General features: G+C 72.1%; 19 protein-coding genes. 7 read left to right on the top strand and 12 right to left on the bottom strand.

What is annotated here, in order from left to right; genetic code table 11:
* Nucleotides 1-2: 2 nt before the first annotated feature.
* Nucleotides 3-656, bottom strand: coding sequence for a response regulator transcription factor (locus tag AB0D99_RS13635; protein ID WP_362359957.1), 654 nt, complete (start codon nucleotides 654-656; stop codon nucleotides 3-5).
* Nucleotides 657-1040: 384 nt separating this feature from the next.
* On the opposite strand from AB0D99_RS13635, the gene AB0D99_RS13630 reads away from it, so the two are divergent.
* Complete coding sequence (locus AB0D99_RS13630; protein WP_315893340.1) at nucleotides 1041-1214, top strand: hypothetical protein; 174 nt, start codon at nucleotides 1041-1043, stop codon at nucleotides 1212-1214.
* A gap of 63 nt (nucleotides 1215-1277) precedes the next feature.
* Here AB0D99_RS13630 and AB0D99_RS13625 read toward each other — a convergent pair whose 3' ends face one another.
* Both AB0D99_RS13625 and AB0D99_RS13620 read right to left on the bottom strand, forming a co-directional pair.
* Nucleotides 1278-2102 (bottom strand): inositol monophosphatase family protein, encoded by an 825-nt coding sequence (locus AB0D99_RS13625; RefSeq protein ID WP_362359955.1) that lies wholly within the window; start codon nucleotides 2100-2102, stop codon nucleotides 1278-1280.
* 9 nt (nucleotides 2103-2111) lie between these two features.
* Nucleotides 2112-3239, bottom strand: a complete 1128-nt coding sequence (locus AB0D99_RS13620) for a ferrochelatase (RefSeq protein WP_362359953.1) — start codon at nucleotides 3237-3239, stop codon at nucleotides 2112-2114.
* 133 nt (nucleotides 3240-3372) lie between these two features.
* On the opposite strand from AB0D99_RS13620, the gene AB0D99_RS13615 reads away from it, so the two are divergent.
* On the top strand, nucleotides 3373-4644 hold the full coding sequence (locus tag AB0D99_RS13615; protein WP_362359951.1) for an MFS transporter: 1272 nt from the start codon (nucleotides 3373-3375) through the stop codon (nucleotides 4642-4644).
* On the top strand, nucleotides 4574-5923 hold the full coding sequence (locus AB0D99_RS13610; RefSeq protein ID WP_362359949.1) for a D-arabinono-1,4-lactone oxidase: 1350 nt from the start codon (nucleotides 4574-4576) through the stop codon (nucleotides 5921-5923). Before AB0D99_RS13615 ends, AB0D99_RS13610 begins: the two co-directional genes overlap by 71 nt.
* 3 nt (nucleotides 5924-5926) lie before the next feature.
* On the opposite strand, the gene AB0D99_RS13605 is transcribed toward AB0D99_RS13610, so the two are convergent.
* Nucleotides 5927-6754, bottom strand: coding sequence for a hypothetical protein (locus AB0D99_RS13605; protein ID WP_362359947.1), 828 nt, complete (start codon nucleotides 6752-6754; stop codon nucleotides 5927-5929).
* Between the two features lie 487 nt (nucleotides 6755-7241).
* On the opposite strand from AB0D99_RS13605, the gene sepH reads away from it, so the two are divergent.
* On the top strand, nucleotides 7242-8285 hold the full coding sequence (gene sepH / locus AB0D99_RS13600; protein WP_362359945.1) for a septation protein SepH: 1044 nt from the start codon (nucleotides 7242-7244) through the stop codon (nucleotides 8283-8285).
* Nucleotides 8286-8449: 164 nt separating this feature from the next.
* Here the strand turns inward: sepH and AB0D99_RS13595 are convergent, their stop codons facing one another.
* Complete coding sequence (locus tag AB0D99_RS13595; RefSeq protein ID WP_362359943.1) at nucleotides 8450-9292, bottom strand: sulfurtransferase; 843 nt, start codon at nucleotides 9290-9292, stop codon at nucleotides 8450-8452.
* 326 nt (nucleotides 9293-9618) lie between these two features.
* On the opposite strand from AB0D99_RS13595, the gene AB0D99_RS13590 reads away from it, so the two are divergent.
* A complete protein-coding gene (locus AB0D99_RS13590) occupies nucleotides 9619-10392 on the top strand; it encodes a VOC family protein (RefSeq protein ID WP_362359941.1) in 774 nt (257 codons plus the stop codon).
* Between the two features lie 29 nt (nucleotides 10393-10421).
* Here the strand turns inward: AB0D99_RS13590 and AB0D99_RS13585 are convergent, their stop codons facing one another.
* From AB0D99_RS13585 to AB0D99_RS13575, 3 genes are all read right to left on the bottom strand, one after another.
* A complete protein-coding gene (locus tag AB0D99_RS13585) occupies nucleotides 10422-11756 on the bottom strand; it encodes a polysialyltransferase family glycosyltransferase (RefSeq protein ID WP_362359939.1) in 1335 nt (444 codons plus the stop codon).
* Between the two features lie 3 nt (nucleotides 11757-11759).
* Nucleotides 11760-12725, bottom strand: coding sequence for a glycosyltransferase family 2 protein (locus tag AB0D99_RS13580; RefSeq protein ID WP_362359937.1), 966 nt, complete (start codon nucleotides 12723-12725; stop codon nucleotides 11760-11762).
* Nucleotides 12726-12828: 103 nt separating this feature from the next.
* On the bottom strand, nucleotides 12829-15474 hold the full coding sequence (locus tag AB0D99_RS13575; protein ID WP_362359935.1) for a YfhO family protein: 2646 nt from the start codon (nucleotides 15472-15474) through the stop codon (nucleotides 12829-12831).
* A 288-nt stretch (nucleotides 15475-15762) separates the two neighbouring features.
* On the opposite strand from AB0D99_RS13575, the gene AB0D99_RS13570 reads away from it, so the two are divergent.
* Both AB0D99_RS13570 and AB0D99_RS13565 read left to right on the top strand, forming a co-directional pair.
* Nucleotides 15763-16983, top strand: coding sequence for an MFS transporter (locus tag AB0D99_RS13570; protein ID WP_362359933.1), 1221 nt, complete (start codon nucleotides 15763-15765; stop codon nucleotides 16981-16983).
* Between the two features lie 86 nt (nucleotides 16984-17069).
* Entirely contained in the window at nucleotides 17070-17498 is a 429-nt protein-coding gene (locus tag AB0D99_RS13565) for a heme-binding protein (RefSeq protein WP_362359931.1), read from the top strand.
* Nucleotides 17499-17643: 145 nt separating this feature from the next.
* Here AB0D99_RS13565 and AB0D99_RS13560 read toward each other — a convergent pair whose 3' ends face one another.
* The 4 genes from AB0D99_RS13560 to AB0D99_RS13545 all read right to left on the bottom strand — a co-directional run bounded on the left by AB0D99_RS13560 (nucleotide 17644) and on the right by AB0D99_RS13545 (nucleotide 20403).
* Entirely contained in the window at nucleotides 17644-18048 is a 405-nt protein-coding gene (locus AB0D99_RS13560; RefSeq protein WP_362359929.1) for a type II toxin-antitoxin system PemK/MazF family toxin, read from the bottom strand.
* 117 nt (nucleotides 18049-18165) lie between these two features.
* A complete protein-coding gene (locus AB0D99_RS13555) occupies nucleotides 18166-18873 on the bottom strand; it encodes a maleylpyruvate isomerase N-terminal domain-containing protein (RefSeq protein ID WP_362359927.1) in 708 nt (235 codons plus the stop codon).
* A gap of 64 nt (nucleotides 18874-18937) precedes the next feature.
* On the bottom strand, nucleotides 18938-19558 hold the full coding sequence (locus AB0D99_RS13550) for a GNAT family protein (RefSeq protein ID WP_362359925.1): 621 nt from the start codon (nucleotides 19556-19558) through the stop codon (nucleotides 18938-18940).
* Between the two features lie 197 nt (nucleotides 19559-19755).
* Nucleotides 19756-20403, bottom strand: a complete 648-nt coding sequence (locus AB0D99_RS13545) for a thymidine kinase (RefSeq protein ID WP_362359923.1) — start codon at nucleotides 20401-20403, stop codon at nucleotides 19756-19758.
* Nucleotides 20404-20417 lie beyond the last annotated feature (14 nt).

Here is a 20417-nt window from a genome sequence, read left to right as displayed (position 1 = left end):
GGTCAGATCCGGTAGCCGGAGCCGGGGACGGTGACGATGACGGGCGGCTCGCCGAGCTTGCGGCGCAGGGTCATCACCGTGACCCGTACGACGTTGGTGAAGGGGTCCGTGTTCTCGTCCCAGGCCTTCTCCAGGAGCTGCTCGGCCGAGACGACCGCGCCCTCGCTGCGCATCAGGACCTCCAGGACGGCGAACTCCTTGGGCGCGAGCTGCACCTCCTTGCCGTCGCGGAAGATCTCGCGGCGGTTCGGGTCGAGCTTGATGCCGGCGCGCTCCAGGACGGGCGGCAGCGGCACGGTGGTGCGCCGGCCGAGGGCCCGCACGCGCGCGGTGAGCTCGGTGAAGGCGAAGGGCTTGGGGAGGTAGTCGTCGGCCCCGAGCTCAAGGCCCTCCACGCGGTCGCTGACGTCGCCGGAGGCCGTGAGCATGAGGACGCGGGTGGGCATCCCCAGCTCGACGATCTTGCGGCAGACGTCGTCGCCGTGGACCAGCGGGAGGTCCCGGTCGAGGACCACCACGTCGTAGTCGTTCACCCCGATGCGTTCGAGGGCGGCGGCGCCGTCGTACACGACGTCGACCGCCATGGCCTCCCGGCGCAGTCCGGTGGCCACCGCATCGGCGAGCAGCTGCTCGTCCTCGACGACGAGTACACGCACGTCTGTTCTTCCTTCCTGAGAGCCCTGTCCCCACACGCGGACCCGGGCGGTTCCGAGCACTGACTGTGCGTATCCATCCTGCCCGGTACGCGCGTAAACCGGCTGTAAGACGGCGTACGGGGGATGACGGGAGGGCTCGCGGAAGGGAAGGGGGCGTGTGGGGGCACGAGTGGGGTGGGAGGGGGCGCGCGGAGAATTCGCCGGATTCACGGGCCAGTTGAGGTTTCTGTGAGGAAGGGCGTGGGGAGGACGTCTGCACACCCCGCGATCACGCCCTGTATGTGGCGCGCCACAACCCGCTCTGTCCCCCAGAGGTTGCAGCGTGTGATCCACCCCACCCTCGGCACACCCCCGTGCCACCGACCCATGACGAGGGGGCGCACGATGGACGCTTTCACCGCAGGACTGCTGCAGCGCATAAGGACTGCGCAGACCGACCTCACACGGGCGCGCGAGACGGGCGACGACTTCCTCGCGGAGGTCGAGCAGGCCGAGCTCGACGACCTGCACCGCCTGGCCGCCGAACACGGCGTGGAGGTCGGCGCCGCCAGCGCCTGACCCGGACGTGGAGGGGCCCCGGTGTCGTCGACACCGGGGCCCCTTCGCATGCGCGCCCGCGCCCTAGTCGCGCCAGGCTCCGAGCTCCTCCAGCAGCTCCTGGAGCGGCTCGAAGACCCCGGGCGGGGCCGCGATGGTCAGCTCGCCCGAGGGGCGCTCTCCGGGCCGTCCACCGGTCAGGGCGCCCGCCTCGCGGGCGATCAGGTCACCGGCTGCGAGGTCCCAGGGGTTGAGGCCGCGCTCGTAGTAGCCGTCGAGACGGCTCGCGGCGACGTCACAGAGGTCGATGGCGGCCGATCCGCCCCGGCGGATGTCGCGCACGCGCGGGATCACGCGCTGCGCGATCTCGGCCTGGCGGGCTCGCCGGGTCTGTACGTAGCCGAAGCCGGTGGAGATCAGCGCCTGCTCCAGCGGGGGCGCGGGACGGGCGGCCAGCCGCCGCTCCCCCATGTGGGCGCCGCCGCCGAGCACGGCGCGGTACGTCTCGTTGCGCATGGGTGCCTCGACGACTCCGACGACGGTCTCGCCGTTGCGCTCGGCGGCGATGGAGACGGCCCAGGTGGGCAGCCCGTAGAGGTAGTTCACGGTGCCGTCGAGCGGGTCGATCACCCAGCGGACGCCGCTGGTGCCGGGGCTTGCGGCGCCCTCCTCGCCGAGGAAGCCGTCGTCGGGCCGGTGCTCGGAGAGGAAGCCGGTGATCAGCTTCTCGGCGGCGATGTCCATCTCGGTGACGACGTCGATCGGGCTGGACTTCGTCTTCGCGACGGCCAGGTCGTCCGGCCTGCCGTCGCGGAGCAGGGCGCCGGCCAGGCGCGACGCCTCCAGGGCGAGGTCGAGCAGTTCGGTGAGCAGCGGATCGGTCGGCACAGGGTTCACGGGCTCGGTCACAAGCGCTCCTTATGCGTACGGGCTGTCGGCTCCGGCCGCCGCGGGCCGCTCGGCCCTCGCCGGGCAGCAGCCGATGGGGCAGAGGTCGTGGGAGGCCCCGAGGGCGCCGAGCGCGCAGCGCTCGACCCGGGTGCCGCGCTCGCTCGCCGCGCGCTCCAGGACGAGGTCCCGCACGGCCGCCGCGAAGCGCGGGTCGGCTCCGACGGTGGCGGAGCGCTTGACGGGGAGCTCCAGCTCGGCGGCCTTGGCGGTGGCCTCGGTGTCGAGGTCGTACAGCACCTCCATGTGGTCCGAGACGAAGCCGATCGGGACCATCACGGCGGCCGGGACCCCGGCGCCGTGCAGCTCCTCCAGGTGGTCGCAGATGTCCGGTTCCAGCCAGGGGATGTGCGGGGCGCCGCTTCGGGACTGGTAGACGAGCTTCCAGGGGCGGTCGACGCCCGTCCTCCGGCGTACCTCGTCCACGATCACCCGGGCCACGTCGAGGTGCTGCTTCACATAGGCGCCGCCCTCGCCGTGCTCGCCGGAGGGGCCGGAGGAGTCGGCCGCCGAGTCGGGGATCGAGTGGGTGGTGAAGGCGAGGTGGGCGCCGGCCCGGACGGAGTCGTCGAGGTCGGCCAGCGAGGCGAGCACGCCCTCGACCATGGGCTCGACGAACCCGGGGTGGTTGAAGTAGTGCCGGAGCTTGTCGACCCGGGGCAGCGGAAGGCCCTCCGCCTCCAGCTCGGAGAGCGCGTCGGCGAGGTTCTCGCGGTACTGCCGGCAGCCGGAGTAGGAGGCGTAGGCACTGGTGGTGAGGACGGCGATGTGGCGCCTGCCGTCGGTGACCATCTCCCGCAGGGTGTCGGTGAGGTACGGCGCCCAGTTCCGGTTTCCCCAGTAGACCGGCAGGTCGAGGCCGGCCTGCTCGAAGTCCGCGCGCAGCGCGTCGAGCAGTGCGCGGTTCTGGTCGTTGATCGGGCTGACGCCGCCGAAGAGGAAGTAGTGCCGGCCCACTTCCTTGAGCCGCTCCTTCGGAATGCCTCGGCCGCGGGTGACGTTCTCGAGGAACGGGACGACGTCGTCCGGGCCCTCGGGGCCGCCGAAGGAGAGCAGCAGAAGGGCGTCGTACGGGGCGGGATCGTGCTGATCGGACATGGCACCGATCTTCCCATCCGTCGCTGAAGGCCGATGGCGCGCCCCGGCCGAAAAATGCGGCTGCGGCATCCAGTTCAACACCGTAGGCTTTAGCTATTAATTACACGTGTTGAGCTGATGCCCGGAGATCCTCTTGCCCAGTCCCTACCGCGCGATCTTCGCGGCGCCCGGCACCAGATCGTTCTCGGTCGCCGGATTCATCGGCCGTATGCCGCTGTCCATGATGGGCATCGGCATCGTCACCATGATCTCCCAGGTGACGGGGAGGTACGGCCTCGCGGGCGCGCTCTCCGCGACCATGGCCATGTCCGCCGCCGTCCTGGGACCGCAGGTCTCACGCCTGGTCGACCGGTACGGCCAGCGCCGTGTGCTGCGCCCGGTGACCCTCGTGTCGCTGGTCGCGGCCGCCGGGCTGCTGCTCTGCGTCCAGCAGGGCGCCCCGGACTGGACCCTGTTCGTGTTCACCGCCGTGATCGGCTGCGTGCCGAGCCTCGGGGCCATGACCAGGGCCCGCTGGGCGGACATCTACCAGGGGGAGGCGCGCCGACTGCACACCGCGTACTCCTGGGAGTCGATCGTCGACGAGGTGTGCTTCATCTTCGGCCCGATCATCTCCATCGGCCTGTCCACCGTCTGGTTCCCCGAGGCCGGCCCGCTGTTCGCGGCCGTCTTCCTCGCCGTCGGCGTCTTCTGGCTGACCTCGCTGCGCGCCACGGAGCCCGCGCCGCACCCGCACGACGGGAGCTCCGGAAGTTCCGCGCTCCGCTCCCCCGGACTCCAGGTCCTCGCCCTCGCCTTCGTCGCCACCGGCGCGATCTTCGGCTCGATCGACGTGGTGACGGTGGCGTTCGCGGAGGAGCAGGGCAGCAAGGCGGCCGCCAGCCTGGTGCTCGCGGTCTACGCGCTGGGTTCCTGTCTGGCCGGCGCCGTTTTCGGCCTGCTCCACCTCAAGGGCGAGCCGTCGCGCAGGTGGCTGCTGGGCGTCTGCGCGATGGCCGTGAGTATGATCCCCCTCCTACTGGCCGGGAACCTGCCGTTGCTGGCCGTGGCGCTCTTTGTCGCGGGCCTGTCCATCGCACCGACGATGGTGACCACCATGGCCCTCGTCGAAGCGCACGTACCTCGCACCAAGCTGACCGAGGGCATGACCTGGACAGGGACCGGGCTCGCGATCGGTGTGGCGCTCGGCTCCTCGGCCGCCGGCTGGGTCGTCGACGCCTCGGGGGCGGAAGCGGCGTACGTGGTGCCCGTCGTCTCGGGCGCGCTCGCGGTCCTGGTGGGTCTCCTCGGCTACCACCGGCTGCGGCAGCCGGTGCCGACACGGGAGGGGCAGCGTGAGCGGGACGAGCACGGGGCAGTCACAGCGGTCGGAGAGCGCCGGGACGGCGAACAGCCCGTGGCGTAACTGGGCGGGGAACGTCACCTCCCGTCCGGTACGGGAGGTGCGCCCGGCCTCGGCCGAGGAACTGGCCGAGGCGATCGGGAAGGCGGCCGAGGACGGACTGCGGGTGAAGACCGTGGGCACCGGCCACTCCTTCACCTCGATCGCCGCCACGGACGGCGTGCTGGTCCGGCCCGATCTGCTGACGGGCATCAGGCGCATCGACCGCGAGGCGATGACGGTCACGGTGGAGTCCGGCACTCCGCTCAAGCGGCTCAACGTGGCGCTGGCCCGGGAGGGCCTGTCGCTCACGAACATGGGCGACATCATGGAGCAGACGGTCGCCGGCGCCACGTCCACCGGAACCCACGGCACCGGCCGCGACTCGGCCTCGATAGCCGCGCAGATCCGGGAGCTGGAGCTGGTCACGGCGGACGGCCGGCTGATGACCTGTTCGGAGAAGGAGAACCCGGAGGTCTTCGCGGCCGCCCGGATCGGCCTCGGCGCTCTCGGCGTGGTCACGGCGATCACCTTCGCCGTGGAGCCGGTCTTCCTGCTCACCGCGCGCGAGGAGCCGATGCCCTTCGACCGGGTCACCTCGGAGTTCGACGCGCTGCACGCGGAGAACGAGCACTTCGAGTTCTACTGGTTCCCGCACACCGACAACTGCAACACCAAGCGCAACAACCGCAGCGCCGGCCCCGCCGCCCCGCCCGGCAGGATCAGCGGCTGGGTCGAGGACGAGCTGCTCTCCAACGGGGTCTTCCAGCTCGCCTGTTCGCTGGGCCGGGCCGTCCCTCCGGTGATCCCCTCGCTCGCCAAGATCTCCAGTCGCGCGCTGTCGGCCCGCACGTACACCGACATCCCGTACAAGGTCTTCACCTCCCCGCGCCGGGTCCGCTTCCTGGAGATGGAGTACGCCCTGCCGCGCGAGGCCGCCGTCGCGGCGCTGCGCGAGGTGAAGGCCATGGTCGAGCGCTCGCCGCTGAAGGTGAGCTTCCCGGTGGAGGTGCGGACGGCCCCCGCCGACGACATCGCGCTCTCCACGGCCTCGGGCCGGGAGACCGCGTACATCGCCGTGCATCTCTACAAGGGGACGCCCCACCGCGCGTACTTCACGGCCGTGGAGCGCATCATGACCGCGCACGGCGGCCGGCCGCACTGGGGCAAGGTGCACACCCGGGACGCCGCGTACTTCTCCGAGGTCTACCCGCGCTTCGCCGAGTTCACGGCGCTGCGGGACCGACTGGACCCGGGCCGGCTGTTCGCCAACGACTATCTGCGCCGGGTACTGGGCGACTGACGGTCACTCGGCCGGCGAGGCCGCCTGTCCACCGGCACCCGTGCCGGTGGACGGGGTCGCCGAAGGGCCGGGGGTCGGCGCCGTGTCCGTGGGCGTCGGCGTCGGGGTGGGAGTGGGCGCCGGGTCACCCCCGGTCGAGCGCGAGGGCGTCGGCGTCGGGGCGGGGGCCGTCCCGCCGGAATCCGGAGACGGTGTGCCGGCGGCGCCGCCGCTCGTGTCCCGTTCCGGCTGCCGCTCGGTGCCGGGCCGGTGCGACGGTGTCGTGCCGGTCGAGGGCTCGGCCCTTCCTCCGCCGTCGCCCCGGACGACCGAGCCGAAGGTCGTGCTCCCCTTGGTGCCGCTGAAGTCCTGATCGGAGATCAGTTCGTAGGTGGTGATGCCTCCCATGGCGACGAGGAAGACGAGCGCCGCGGCGATGCCGGAGCGCTTCCAGCCCCGGACGCGGGTGCCGTGCGTGGTGGCCTCGCCGAACTCCCCACCGGGCCCCGCCCCGAACTCGCGGGCATGCGGGAGCTTCCCGGGCCCGCCGACGGCCGTGAGCGTCCGCGTACGGTCCGGCGCCGGCCGCCGTGCCGCGGGCTCCCCCGCCTTCCCCGGACCGGAGGGTCCGGCGGCCTCCCGCAGCTGCTCTCCCGTACGCGTGAAGAGGTGGTGGAAGAGCGAGCCTCCGCAGGTCGCGATGACACTGATCACACCGGCGCCGAGGATCGTGCCGTACACGCCGAGGGTGGAGGCGAGTTTGGCGGCCACGACGGCGGCGACGGCGCTGCCGGAGACCTGGGCGACGCTGAGATCGATCCGCTTCTTCTTCTCGTCCTTGCCCTGCTCCATGCCCCGCCTTTGCCTGCTCAGCTGTTCAACCATCCACCCACAAGGGACAAATGGGCGAAGTGAATAGTTCCGTTTCCGCTGGTTCTGTGAAGAGCGACACGTACGGGCGACGGGCGCGGAGACTCAACTCCCGTACCTCCGGAGAAGTTGGGCGGCGCGCCGGTCCACCCACGTGGCCCGAATGGAGTACTGTGTCGAGCCCTGGGTCCGCGCTCCCGCGAGGGTGCTCGGGCTCTACGGGAGGGGGCCGAAAGTGGCGCTCGAACCGGCGGCGCCGTGGCACCGCGCGGATTCCTGTCGCACAGCGTGACCGCCGGTCACTCTGAGTCGTGAACAGGTAACCGTGCCATAACGGCGTTCCAGGGTCCATGCCCGACACGCCGGGCAACTCGGCAAGGTTGTGGCAGGCTGCACCCGGGCAGGCCACACTCGACTAGCGGAAGCAGCGACGCACGTGACGTCGGCAGGCACCACCCGGGAGGTCCCCATGCCCGAACTGCGTGTCGTGGCCGTCTCCAACGACGGCACACGACTGGTGCTGAAGGCTGCTGACAGCACGGAGTACACGCTTCCGATCGACGAGCGGCTGCGGGCCGCCGTGCGCAACGACCGCGCGCGACTCGGTCAGATCGAGATCGAGGTGGAGAGCCACCTCCGCCCCCGCGACATCCAGGCGCGGATACGTGCCGGTGCCTCCGCCGAGGAGGTCGCCCAGCTCGCCGGCATCCCCGTCGACCGCGTGCGGCGCTTCGAGGGCCCCGTGCTCGCCGAGCGGGCGTTCATGGCCGAGCGGGCCCGCAAGACACCCGTGCGCCGGCCCGGCGAGAACACCGGTCCGCAGCTCGGTGAGGCGGTGCAGGAGCGGTTGCTGCTGCGCGGCGCCGAGAAGGACACCGTGCAGTGGGACTCCTGGCGCCGGGACGACGGCACCTGGGAGGTGCTGCTCGTCTACCGGGTGGCCGGCGAGGTCCACACGGCGAGCTGGACGTACGACCCGCCCAGGCGGCTCGTCCAGGCCGTGGACGACGAGGCGCGGGCGCTGATCGGCGAGACGGACGACACGATCGCCGCCGCGCCGGAGCCCAGCTTCCCCTTCGTGCCGCGCATCGCCCGGCTGCCTCGGGACAGGCCGCTGGACCGGGCCCTGGACCGCCAGATGGAGCGCCAGTCGGAACGGTCCGCTCCGTCCGCCGAGCCGGAGGAGGAGCGCGACTCGCTCACCAGCCTCCTGGAGGCCGTGCCGAGCTTCCGCGGCGACATGGTCGTCCCGGAACGGAACACGGAGCCGTCCTCCACGGAGCCGAGCGACGAGCCCGAGGCGGAGGAGCCCCCGGCTCCCGCGGCCTCGGCGGGAGCGGGCTCGGCGTACGCCGACGTCCTGATGCCCCGCGCGGTCTCCGGTCACCGCGACCGCCTGACGGGCACCACGGACCGCCAGGCGGAGGCGGACGGCGTCCGCCCGGGCCGCCGCGCGGCGGTTCCGAGCTGGGACGAGATCGTCTTCGGCACGCGAAGGAAGAAGCAGGACTGATCGCCGTACGAGAGAGGGGCCCGCGCCGACCTGGCGCGGGCCCCTTCTCGCGCGGCACTCCCGGGGCGCAGGACGGCCGAGGGTCGCGTCGCACCGGCGGACCGGGGTCCTCCTTGTGGCGGCCGACGACGCGTGGCGGCCGACGACGCGTGGCGGCCGGCCGGCTAGGGGTTCGGCCCCGTCGCCACCGGTCGGCCGGGGTCGTTCGACCACTCCGACCAGGAACCGGCGTAGAGGGCCGCCGGGACGCCGGCGATCTCCAGGGCCAGCACCTCGTGCGCGCCCGAGACGCCCGAGCCGCAGTAGACACCCACGGCTTCGCCGCCGCGCGCGTCTCCCGCGCCGAGCTTCGAGAAGCGTGCCGCCAGGTCCTCCGCGGACAGGAAGCGGCCCTCCGCGTCCACGTTCTCCGTCGTCGGGGCCGACACGGCGCCCGGGATGTGGCCGCCGACCGGGTCGATCGGCTCGACATCGCCCCGGTAGCGCTCCGCCGCCCGGGCGTCGAGGAGCAGGCCGGTGCGGGCCAGGGCCGCCGCGCCGTCCGCGTCGAGCAGCGCGACGGCGCCCGGCTCCGGAGCGAAGTCGCCCGGCTCCGGCGCCGGAGTCTCCCTCGACAGGCCGTGTCCGGCCGCCGTCCACGCCCCGAGCCCGCCGTCCAGGACCCGCACGCGCGCGTGGCCCGTCCAGCGCAGCAGCCACCAGGCACGGGCCGCACCCCAGCCGAGCCAGTCGTCGTAGACGACGACCGGGGTGTCGGCCGAGACGCCCGCCCGGCGCATCGCGGCTCCGAAGGCCGCCGGGTCCGGCAGCGGGTGCCGCCCCCCGCTGCCGGGCGGACCGGCCAGTTCCGCGTCCAGGTCCACGAAGACGGCACCGGGGATGTGCCCCGCCTCGTAGGCGGGCAGCCCGGGCGGGCCGCCGAGCTGCCAGCGGACGTCCAGCAGTACCGGGGGCGTGGCCCCCGCCGACTCGCTCACGAGTTCGCTTGCGGTGATGATGGGCTTCATAGGGGCCATCCTCGCGCAGCACACCCTGCCCCGGAGCACGCCCCAGGGATCGTCGGCACGTCATCGCGCGACCGCGAGGCCCGGTCCGGCGATCCGGACATCCTCACGCGGGATCGCGCCGAACCACGGCGCGGCCCTGGCGCACTGTCCGCCCGGTGGTGCGAGCATCTGCTCGGAGGCGCACGACCCCACGCGCGTACGGCCGGTCGACGGCGGGCAGTAATCCGCTGCGGTACCCGGAGCCCCGCTCCCGCCGCCCGTACGCGCTCGTGCGCACGGCTTGTCCCCCCGTACGGCCACGACGATGGTCCGAGGAGAGAGTGACGATGACCGAGGCGACCCGGCGCACACCGGGTACACCCTGTTGGGTGAGCTTGATGGTGCACGGACTTGACGCGACGCAGGAGTTCTACGGCGCGCTCTTCGGCTGGGAGTTCGTCCCCGGTCCGCAGCAGCTCGGCCCGTACGTCCGTGCGCTGCTCGACGGCAGGGAAGTGGCGGGCATCGGCCAGCTGCCGCCGGACCGGCATCTGCCGGTCGCCTGGACGACGTATCTGGCGACGGACGACGCCGACGAGTCTGCGGAGATCATCCGCTGCTGCGGAGGAACGGTGGCGGTCGGTCCGCTCGACGCGGGCGAGGCGGGGCGGATGGTGATCTGTTCCGACCCGACGGGCGCGGTCTTCGGTGTCTGGCAGGCCGGCGCACACCTCGGCGCGGCGGCCGCGGGCGCGCCCGGCACCCCGGTGTGGAACGAGCTCCTGACGTACGAGACCTCGGCGGTCGGCAAGTTCTACCGGACGGTGTTCGGGTACGAGGTCGAACCGGTGGTCTCCGCCGACCTCGACTTCGTGACCCTCCATCTGGAGGGCCGCCCGGTCGCGTCGCTGCACGGCGTCGGCACCGCGCTCCCGCGCGACCGGGGCGCGCACTGGATGACGTACTTCGAGGTCGACGACACGGACGCGGCCGCGCGCCTGGTCGTCGAACTGGGTGGTCAGGTACTGCGGCCGCCCAGGGAGGGCACGGCGGGCCGACTCGCCCTGGTCACCGACCCCGAGGGCGCGGTCTTCACCATCGTCCGCTCGGCGGGTGGCTGAGCTCCGCCCCGCCGTCACGGTCCCGCCCGTCAGCTCCGACCGCCGCGCACCAGGCTCCGGCGGAGCCTCGACGCGCCCCGCCGCGGCTCGCCGCCGGGCAGTCCGAGTTCGGTCAGCCGCTCCCCGGGGAAGTACCGCTCCGTGCCGCCATCGCGGCGGAGCGCCGTGACGAACCCGGCCGTCTCCTCGCGCAGCAGTGGATGGAGCTTCGGCTGCATGCAGTAGCCCACCGCCCGTACCAGCGGGTTCAGGGTCGCCGGTGCGGCGCCGGGCACGGCGGGGCCGTCGGCCGATTCCAGGTCGGACACGACGTGGTCCACGACGGTGAGCGGCACCCGGTTGCTGTTCTCGTACGGCTTGAGCCGCTCCAGGACCGTGTCGGTGCCGACCCGGGCGATGGGGACGTCGTAGTAGACGGAGGCGGTGAGCATCGCGGTGGAGAAGCAGCCGACGACGAGCCGCGGGCGGCAGCGCTCGTAGAAGGTCTCGGCGAGGAGCGGACCGTCCAGGACGGTGAGGCGCACTCCGGACGTCTCGGCCGCCGCGTGCAGGGCGGTCGAGTAGCGGGAGGGTGCGGTCGGGTGCGGCTTGAAGACCACCGACCTGTGGCCGGCCGCGGCGGCTCCGCGCAACATCCGGACGTGCAGTTCCTCCTCCTCGTCGGCGGTGAGGATGCCGAGGGCGGCGAGGTACTGGCCGAGGAGGAGGGCGGTGGGCTCGGCCGCGGCCGCGGCGGCCAGTCGCCGGTCGTCTCCGGCCGCCTCGGCGATCTCCGCGAGCACCGCCCGGAAGGCCGTGTCGGGGACGATCTCGGGCTCGACGTCGTACTCGGCCAGGAGCAGCGGGCGCAGACCGGGCACGAGGTCCAGATGGAGCAGGCGCCGGATGCGGCAGGCGATCGACTGGGGCAGCTCGTCGCGGGTCGGCCCGTAGCTCATCAGGCCGTCCGCGTACACCTCGACCGTGCTCTCGGCGAAGACCGCGGCGAGCGCCTTGGCGGGGTTGACCTGGATGGACTCGACGATCAGCTCGACCGGGGCGGTGCCGAGCTCCCAGGCCGTCCGGAAGACCCGCTGCCACAGCGGTGCCTCCTCCGGGCGAGGTGACCAGGAGCTCGGGTGGTGCGGATGGATGGCCTCGTTCCAGTCGATCGTCTCGTCGAACCGGGTGGCGATCCGCTCGTAGCCGGTCATCTCGTCGAGCCGCAGCGCCGTCTCGGGGATCTCGGCGTTGTTCGACACGAGGAGGATCCGCCGGACCTCCTCGCGAGCGCCGAACCGGCCTGTGTCGAGCGCCGCCGCCAACGTCGCGGCGCCGTAGAGCGTGGAGACCTGGAAGATCTGGGTACGCGGGTTCGCGGTCATGGGTCAGGCGGTCCTTCCGGTCGCGCGCAGGCTGGTGAGCAGGGTGCTGCGCGCGGTGTCCATCGTGGCCAGCGTCTCGTCCAGCACGTCTTGGGGCATGCGGCGCAGGGCCTCCGTGACGTTCTGCTTCAGGCGCCTGGTCACGGCCGCCTCGTACTGGTCGGCCTTGCCCATGTGGAAGGCGATCATCGCGCAGTAGGTGCGGACGGCCTTCGGCAGAAAGCGGTCGGCCTCGGGATCCTTCGACACCTCTTCGAGGAGGAGGTCGTAGGAGGGAATGAAGTCCAGTTGGCGGTTGTCGGTGATCTGCGTGAGAGAGGTCGTGACACCGCGCCGGTAGAAGACGCCGTGCAGGCTGAGAGCCGCGTAGGTGGTGGCTTTCAGATGGAGACGCCATACCCAGAGACGGTCCTCGGCGGTGCGCAGTCTCGTCTCGAATCGCGAGGCGCCGTTCTCGAAAAGGCGGCTGCTGTAGATACCGAAGGGGACGAAGGGATAGTCCACCATCGTCACCATTTTGGCCGGGGCGATTCCGTCGCGCGGATTCATCACGGTGTCGCGGATTCTCGCGGGCGCGTAGCGAATGCTGCGGGAGCTTCCGGTCGACTGCACGTGGTCGGTGCGGGCGAAGTCGCAGCCGAGCGACTCGATGCCGCGGACCAGGGCGCGCAGGTGGCCGGGGGCGTACCAGTCGTCGCCGTCGAGGAAGGTGACGTAGTCGCCGGTCGCCGCGTCCAGGCCGGTGTTGCGTGCCTGCGCGACACCGAGGTTGGTGTCGTGGCGGATGACGGTCGCCTGGGGGACGCGGCTCGCCCAGCGCTCCAGCACGTAGGGCGTCTCGTCCGTCGAGCAGTCGTCGACCAGCAGGAACTCGAAGTCCGGGTCCGCGTTGTTCGCGAGGCTGCGCATGGTGTCGGGGGCGTAGATCCCGACATTGTGGAAGGGCACGATGACGGACAGTTTCGGCACGCGGATTCCCCACACTCGAACAGACGATCAGTCGATCACGCGGGCGATCGAGCCATGACATTCCCCCGGACAAAAGCCCGGCCGGGCGGGAGCGTATCTTCCGTCATTTCCCGTCGGCCGATCCCGGCGTGCATTCCAGGTGAACTCTTGCCGTCCTGCGGAGAAACCGGCCCCGGAATCCGAGCGCCAGCAGGACGAGGAGCGAGACGGCTGCGATGGCGCCGCCGATACGCAGGCCGGGGGGCCGGAACGAGCAACTGACCGTGGTCGCCCCGTCGTCGAGCGGAACGGCCAGCAGGCCGAGATGGCGCTCGGCGGGGGTCGGCCGCGCGTCGCCGGCGGCGCAGCTCCAGCCGGAGATCCGCGGGACGGCGATGACGGCGGTCCCGGTGCTGCCGGCCGGGAGTTCGGCCGTGAGTCCGTGTCCGGAGACGTGCACGGCGGTGGCTCCGGTGGCGGTCGACTGTCGTACGGCCGTGTCCAGTCGCTCCTGGACGAGGCAGCCGACGGGTTGCCGTGGCAGCGCGAGGGCTCCCCGGTCGCCGCGCACGTCGATCCGTACCTCGCCGGATCCCGGGACGGTGCCGAGCCGCCGCATGGGGCCGAGGACGGACGGCGGCTTGCCGGTGAAGGACACGGGCGGCTGTCCGTTCAGGGCGGCGGTGCCCTGGAGTCGGGGCGCCCAGAACCACAGGCTCGCGCGCGCGGGGCAGGTGGCGGTCAGGGTGGCGCTGCCCTTCGGCCCGTCCGCGCGCCGGAGCCGGGCGGGTGTCTCGTACACCTTCGAACCGAGCAGCAGCTCCTGGTTGGCGAAGGCGGAGTCGCCGAAGCGGGCCCGCCGGGCGTCCGGCCTGACGTCCGGCCTGACGGTGACCAGCGGGGGCACGGGCGTGTCGGTGGTGGTGATGACCGCCTCCGGCAGCTCGTCCGTCCGCAGCGGCGCGGTGGGCTCGGAGCGCATCCGGGTGCCGATCGAGAAGATCGCGTCCGTCACCGGGTTGTCCAGGCTGACGGGATGGCGGCCCTTGGCGTAGTAGCCGAAGCCGAGGGAGGAGAGCGTGCGCGAGTAGACGTCCGAGCTCAGGCTGGAGTAGTACTCCCCGCCCTGGCCGCCGACCAGCAGGGGATCGTTGCCGCCGGGCACCTCGCCGGGGTCCGTACGGTGGCGGGGCCAGGCGTCCTTCGCCGCGACGGCGCGGGCCATGTCCTCCTGCCAGGGGCCGACCCGTGGCGACCAGTGGACCTGGGCCAGCTGCTGCTCCGCGATCCTGCCGCCGGTGATCGCGGTCTCGCCGATCTGTGCCAGGACGAGGAGGGCGACGGCCGCGGCCGGAAGGACCCGGGAGCCGGAGGCGTACCGCCGCCCGAGGACGACGGTCGCGGCGGCGGGCACGGCGAGGGCCAGTGCGGCGGCGAAGACGGGGTAGGTCCAGCGGTCGACGGCGACGCTGTCCCGGGCCGCGAACGCCGTCGCCGCGAGCAGCGCCGTCGCGCCGAGGAGGGCCGGCGTCCGGGGCAGCCCCTGGGCGGTGGACAGCCAGCCCGCGATCACCAGCAGGCCGCAGAGCACGAAGGACTGGCGGTACGGAATGCCGTTGGGCGAGGCGCCCGCGTGCCAGAGCAGGTGGGTGGGCTCCCATTGCATCGAGAGCGTCACCAGGCAGAGCGCGGCCACCCAGGCGATCCTGACGCGGGGCGCCACGGCTCCGTTGAAGGGCAGGGTGAGGGCGAGCGCGAGCGCCGGCGTGCCGATGAACAGGGCGGGGCTCGCGACGCCGGCCGTGGCCGGGAGCAGCCGGGCGAAGACGTCCGCCCAGTCGACGGCGACGAACGTCACCACGGGGGTCGGGTCCGCGACCCTGGTGGCCAGGAAGATCACCAGAATGATCGGAGCCGCCAGACCGACGCCCAGGAGAACCGCCCGCGCGGAGCGCAACAGCCCGGCGAGGCGCGCGCGGACGGCGCCGTCCGGCCCGTCGGCCGTGAGCAAGCGGACGACGAGGACGACGGCCGCGCCGACGGTGGCCATGTACGCGGTGTAGAAGTTGGCGAACCAGGCCAGCGCCACGATCAGCGGGCCGAGGACAGGGCGGCGCCCGGCCCGGGCCCACTCCCCCACCAGGCACAGCAGCGGGAAGGCGAGCAGACCGTCGAGCCACATCGGGACGGTGGCTCCGTGGTTCAGCGCCCAGCCGCACAGGGCGTACGCCGTCCCCAGGACGGCGGCCACCGGCCAGGGTCCGCGGCGCAGCGTCAGGAGCAGCACGGCCATCGCGCCACCGGCGGCGGTGATCTTGGCCGTGGTGATGACGTAGAGGGCGAGTTCCGCCCGGTCGGCCGGGAAGAGCACGACCAGCAGGTCGAAGGGGCTGCTCAGATACGTGCCGAAGTCGCCGAGGAAGTTCGTGCCGAAGCCCGCGCTCCAGTTCAGGAACAGATCGCCGTCGGCGTCGCCGAGCAGGAGTCGACGCCAGTAGACGTGGTAGGGCAGGTATTGCTGCCCGAGGTCGACGGTGTTGCGGGTCGTGGGTCCGAAGGGATGGGCGCCGGCCATCAGACCGCCGAGACAGAACCCGAGGCAGGTCAGCAGGGCGGCAGCGGCGGCCGCCCGTACGCGGAGGCTGCGTCGGCCCCTGCGGATCAGCCGCGCGCGGCCGTTGCCCCGCTCCGGGTCCGCCGCGTCGGGCCGGACTCCTTCGGTCCGCCCGCCCTCGCCCCGGTCGGGCACGGTCTCGACAGCAGGGGGCACACGTCCTCCGGGTGTTCCGTACGGCGCGCGGTTGCGCGAAGGCCCGGTGCTCACGTCGGTGAGGCGTCCCGTCACGGGCCGAGGCCCATTACCGCCCAGCCGGGCGTCCCGCGTCCGATCGGCAGGGGATGTACGGGCGCACCGCAGGTGAACACGGGGTGCCGTCGCCCGGTGCCGGAACAAGGTATCCCGCCCACGCAATAGCCATCGCTTGCGTTTATCCCGCGTCTGCAACTATTGTCGAAGCACGTAAGACCCCCCTGCAATCGTTTTGGAAGGTGCTTCGCCATGCCTCTCGCGCTCCTGGCCCTGGCCATCGGGGCCTTCGGGATCGGCACCACCGAGTTCGTGATCATGGGCGTGCTGCCCCAGGTCGCCGGCGACTTCGGTGTCACGATCCCCACCGCCGGCTGGCTGGTGACCGGCTACGCCCTCGGCGTCGTCTTCGGAGCCCCGCTCCTGACCGTGCTCGGCACCAAGGTGTCGCGCAAGAAGATGCTCCTCTTCCTGATGGGCCTCTTCGTCGTCGGCAACCTGCTGTCCGCCTTCGCCCCGTCGTTCGGCGTGATGCTGATCGGCCGGATCGTCGCCTCGCTCGCCCACGGCGCCTTCTTCGGCATCGGCTCGGTGGTGGCCGCCGGTCTGGTCGCCCCGGAGAAGAAGGCGTCGGCGATCTCGCTGATGTTCATGGGCCTGACCGTCGCCAACATCGTCGGCGTCCCGCTCGGCACGTACATCGGCCAGGCCGCGGGCTGGCGCGTCACCTTCACCCTCGTCGCCGCGCTCGGCGTGATCGGCCTCCTCGGCGTGGCCAGGCTGGTGCCGGAGACGGGCCGGGCCGAGAGCGCGAACGTCCGCACCGAGTTCGCCGCCTTCACGAACGTCCAGGTCTGGCTCGCCATGGCGATGACCGTCCTCGGGTACGGCGGTGTGTTCGCGGCCATCACCTACATCACCCCGATGATGACCGAGGTCACCGGCTACACCGAGGGCGCCGTGACCTGGCTGCTCGTCCTCTTCGGCATCGGCATGTTCCTCGGCAACCTCGTCGGCGGCCGGTTCGCCGACCGCGCCCTGATGCCGCTGCTCTTCACCACCCTGGGCGCCCTGTCCCTGTCCCTGCTGGTCTTCACGGCGACTGCGCACAACAAGGTGCTCGCCGCGATCACCCTGACGCTGATCGGCGCACTCGGCTTCGCCACGGTCCCGCCGCTGCAGAAGTGGGTCCTCGACCAGGCCACCGCCGCCCCCACCCTGGCCTCGGCCGCCAACATCGGCGCCTTCAACCTGGGCAACGCGCTCGCCGCCTGGCTCGGTGGCGTCGTGATCTCCGCCGGCCTCGGCTTCACCGCCCCGAACTGGGTCGGCGCGCTCCTCTCTGCCACCGCCCTGCTGCTGGCCTTCCTGGCCGCGTTCCTCGACCGGCGCACCAAGGCCCGCTCCCGCGTCGTCGCGACGGGCGCCGCCACTGCTCCGGCCCCGGCAGTCGCCACGGCCGTCGGCCACTGACCCTCGTACCCCCTGTCTCCCCCTCACCTCCGCACCACGTCACGACGTCACCTCCGCACCACGTCACCACGAAGGAAGAACGCACCATGAGCACCACCACCCCCACCGCCGTCACTCCGCTGAGCACCCGGGACGCCGAGACCCTGCTCGACGCCGCCCGCCGCGCCGCCGAGGACGCCGGAGTGACCGTCAGCGTCACCGTCCTGGACGCGGGCGGCCACCTGCTGGCCTTCCGCCGGGACGACCGCGCCGTGCTCGTCTCCGGCGAGACCAGCACCCGCAAGGCGTACACCGCGCTGCAGTTGAACGCCCCCACCGCCGACCTCGTCGACCTGGTGAAGCCCGACGGCCCGTTCCACAGCCTCACCACGGCGCTGGACCGCCCGCTCCTCTTCATCGCCGGTGGACTGCCGGTCCACCGCGACGGCCACCTCATCGGCGCCATCGGGGTCGGCGGCGGCGCCCCGGAGCAGGACCACGGCTTCGCGACCACGGCCCTGACGGCACTCGCCTGAGACCGGCCGGGGCTCGCGGCACGGTCCGAGCCCCCGATGACCGCCACGCCCGGAGGCCCTGGTCGGAAGACCGGGGCCTCCGGGCGTGGCGAGAGACGGCGTCCGTTTCCTCCCCGCCCACCCGAGCCCGCCCACCCGAAGCCGACTACCCGCCGCCGCCGCGGCGGAGGGCGTCCCTGATCTCGCCGAGCTTCGCGGTCGTCTCCGGAGTCCGCTCCCGCTCCTGTTCGGCGAGTCGGACGGCATCCTCGATCTCGCCGAGCTTCGCGGAGGGCAGGACGCCCGCCCGCTCGATCAGGTCGTCGCGGGACACGGTGGTCAGCCACGTACAGGGGGTGAAGCCCGGGCGCGGGAACGCGACCCGCAGCACACCGTCCAGGGGCAGTCCCTCCGTGGCACCCACGCGCACTTCGACGCCCAGGCCGCCGATGTCGACGCCCGACGGGGCGACGACCTGCATCACCCGGATCCCGGACGCACCGTCCTCCGACAACAGAACGACCAGCCGCCGCTCGTCGAAGTCGACCCACCAGACCTCACCACGTCGCACGAGTCCTCCTGATACGAGACGGCGGATGGACGCACCCGGCGCTCGCGCACCGGGAGATTCACGGATTCTCGGGGCCAGAGGGTGTCTCAGGACACCCCCTGGAGGCGGACGCCGAGGTCAGCCCAGGGCGAGCCAGCCGATGCCGAGCCGTTCGACGCGTGCCGCCTCCGCCACGTTCAGCGGCTCCCGGCCGGTGGCCTTGCGCAGGAACCGCGTCCGGCTCCACCCCAGCTCGTCGGTGGCCGTGGCGTGTTCCGCGCCGAGGAGCAGCTCGGTCACGGCGTCACCGGCGGCCGGGGTCAGCCAGGGCTCGCGTCCGAGTGCGTCGGCGAGGTCGAGACCGTGGACGGCGACCTCGACCACGCGGGTGAGGAGGAAGTCCGTCAGGAGCATCGCGTCGCCATGACGCGTTCGTACGGTCCGGCCGGGCTCCTGGCCCCGGCACAGCCGGTCGACCCGCTGCCAGGTCTCGGCGAAGTCCAGGGCGAAGGCGCCGCCGTCGGCGGACCTCGCCGCGCGGTCCTTGGCCAGGGTGATCCGACGTTCGTTGGTCCCGGGCGAGAAGCGGTCGTCCGGGCGGTAGTACTCCGCTGCCGAGATCTCCGGATCTGCGGGTGCCGGTGCGTCCAGCATGCCCGGCAGCCAGTCGATCACCACGCATACGTGCCCGAGCAGGTCGAGCACGCTCCAGGGAGTGCAGCGTGTCGGAACGTGCCACTCGGCCGGGGACAGTTCTGACATGGCATCGGTCAAGGCCCCGGCTTCCCGGCGGAAGGCTTCGAGCACTCGGTCCTGATTCACGCTGGTGTCGTTTCCCGTCGTCATGGGACAAGGTCGTGTCGGTCACGCGGTCGCGGCCCGGGGTCCGGTCCTGCACGGGGGGGCTTCGTCAGCCCTGCTCCGTCGTTCCGCCACCGTCGGCGTCTCCGTCCCCGGACGCGGCTCCGGGCCCCGTCGGACGGCCGGTGCTCCGCCGGCGGTTGTCCGCGGCTCCGGGCCGCTCCGCACGGAGCATCGAGTAGATCACCGAGTCGTTCCACTGTCCGCCGCGCCAGACGGCGGAGCGCAGGACGCCTTCCCTGACGAAGCCGGCCTTCTCGAGGGCCCGTTGCTCCGCGAGGTTGGCCACGTCCGTCCATGCCTGGATCCGGTCGGCCCTGGTGTGTTCGAACAGATAGTCCGCCAGGAGCCGTTGGGCCCGGGTGCCGACCCCCCGGCCGCGGGCGGAGGGCACGAGGCCGATGGCGAGGCTCCAGTTGGTCAGGTCCGCGGGCCCCCACGTACCGGGGAACCACTTGACCCGGCCCACCGTCACGTCGCCCTCGACGACGGAGAACAGCCCTCCGTCGGGGCCGAGAAGGCCGTTCTCCGCGAAGCGGCGGCGCAGGTCGGCCGTCGACTGGTGGCCGAACCACTGGTGGACGCCCCAGCCGTCCGGTCCGGTGAACTCCTGCTCCCACACGTCGAGATCGTCGGCGGTGACGGGGCGCAGCGTGATCCTGTCCGACACGGACGGCTCCTGATCCTCCCGGGCCGCGCGGTTCGTTTCCGCCCGGCCACGACGGGCAGCGTCTTGTGGACCTCTTCGACTGCCGACACGCGCTCAGACGGGATGTCGGTTGCGTTCACCCGAAGAAAGATCGTCAGGAAGGCCGTCGGGTCAGGGACCCTGCCGGTCCTGATCGACGGGCGTCACCACCCCATGGATCAGGCGCGATTGACGGGGAGGACGTCCGGGGAGAGGGCGGCCGCACGGGCGGAGGCCGACGTCATGCGGCGACGGTGGTGGCGTCGGCACAGGACCTCGTAGCCGACCTCCACCGGGCGATTGACGTCGCCCACGACGACCTGTTCGCCCTCGACGACCATCTCCCCGTCGACGGTACGGGCGTTGTGGGTGGCACGTGCTCCGCACCAGCAGAGCGCCTCGACCTGGAGCTGCTCTATCCGGTCCGCGAGTTCGATGAGGCGCTGCGAGCCGGGGAAGAGCTTCGTACGGAAGTCCGTCGTGATCCCGAAGGCGAAGACGTCCATGTCGAGGTCGTCCACGATCCGCGCCAGCTGGTCGATCTGTTCCGTCGCCAGGAACTGGGCCTCGTCCACGATCACGTAGTCCGCCTTGCCGCCCTGGGACAGCTCACTGACCACGTACGCGTACAGGTCCATCGCGTCCGCCACCTCGACCGCGTCGGTGACCAGGCCGAGACGGGAGGAGAGCTTGCCCTCGCCGGCGCGGTCCTGACGGGTGAAGATCACGCTCTGCAGGCCGCGGGCCGAGCGGTTGTGGGTGATTTGCAGCGCCAGCGTGCTCTTCCCACAGTCCATGGTTCCGGAGAAAAAGACCAGCTCGGACATCAGGGGGAGGTGAC

Source organism: Streptomyces sp. NPDC047971 (assembly GCF_040653355.1).
In the GTDB taxonomy this organism is placed as follows: domain Bacteria; phylum Actinomycetota; class Actinomycetes; order Streptomycetales; family Streptomycetaceae; genus Streptomyces.
Note: the sequence above shows the minus strand (reverse complement) of the source record. Positions and strands in the feature narration are given on the sequence as shown.

Coding starts and splice junctions, on each gene's coding strand:
- AB0D99_RS13630 (WP_315893340.1), top strand. CDS start 1,041: ATGGACGCTTTCACCGCAGGACTGCTGCAGCGCATAAGGACTGCGCAG.
- AB0D99_RS13585 (WP_362359939.1), bottom strand. CDS start 11,756: ATGACCGCGAACCCGCGTACCCAGATCTTCCAGGTCTCCACGCTCTAC.
- sepH (WP_362359945.1), top strand. CDS start 7,242: ATGCCCGAACTGCGTGTCGTGGCCGTCTCCAACGACGGCACACGACTG.
- AB0D99_RS13590 (WP_362359941.1), top strand. CDS start 9,619: ATGACCGAGGCGACCCGGCGCACACCGGGTACACCCTGTTGGGTGAGC.
- AB0D99_RS13570 (WP_362359933.1), top strand. CDS start 15,763: ATGCCTCTCGCGCTCCTGGCCCTGGCCATCGGGGCCTTCGGGATCGGC.
- AB0D99_RS13620 (WP_362359953.1), bottom strand. CDS start 3,239: ATGTCCGATCAGCACGATCCCGCCCCGTACGACGCCCTTCTGCTGCTC.
- AB0D99_RS13545 (WP_362359923.1), bottom strand. CDS start 20,403: ATGTCCGAGCTGGTCTTTTTCTCCGGAACCATGGACTGTGGGAAGAGC.
- AB0D99_RS13595 (WP_362359943.1), bottom strand. CDS start 9,292: ATGAAGCCCATCATCACCGCAAGCGAACTCGTGAGCGAGTCGGCGGGG.
- AB0D99_RS13605 (WP_362359947.1), bottom strand. CDS start 6,754: ATGGAGCAGGGCAAGGACGAGAAGAAGAAGCGGATCGATCTCAGCGTC.
- AB0D99_RS13565 (WP_362359931.1), top strand. CDS start 17,070: ATGAGCACCACCACCCCCACCGCCGTCACTCCGCTGAGCACCCGGGAC.
- AB0D99_RS13555 (WP_362359927.1), bottom strand. CDS start 18,873: ATGACGACGGGAAACGACACCAGCGTGAATCAGGACCGAGTGCTCGAA.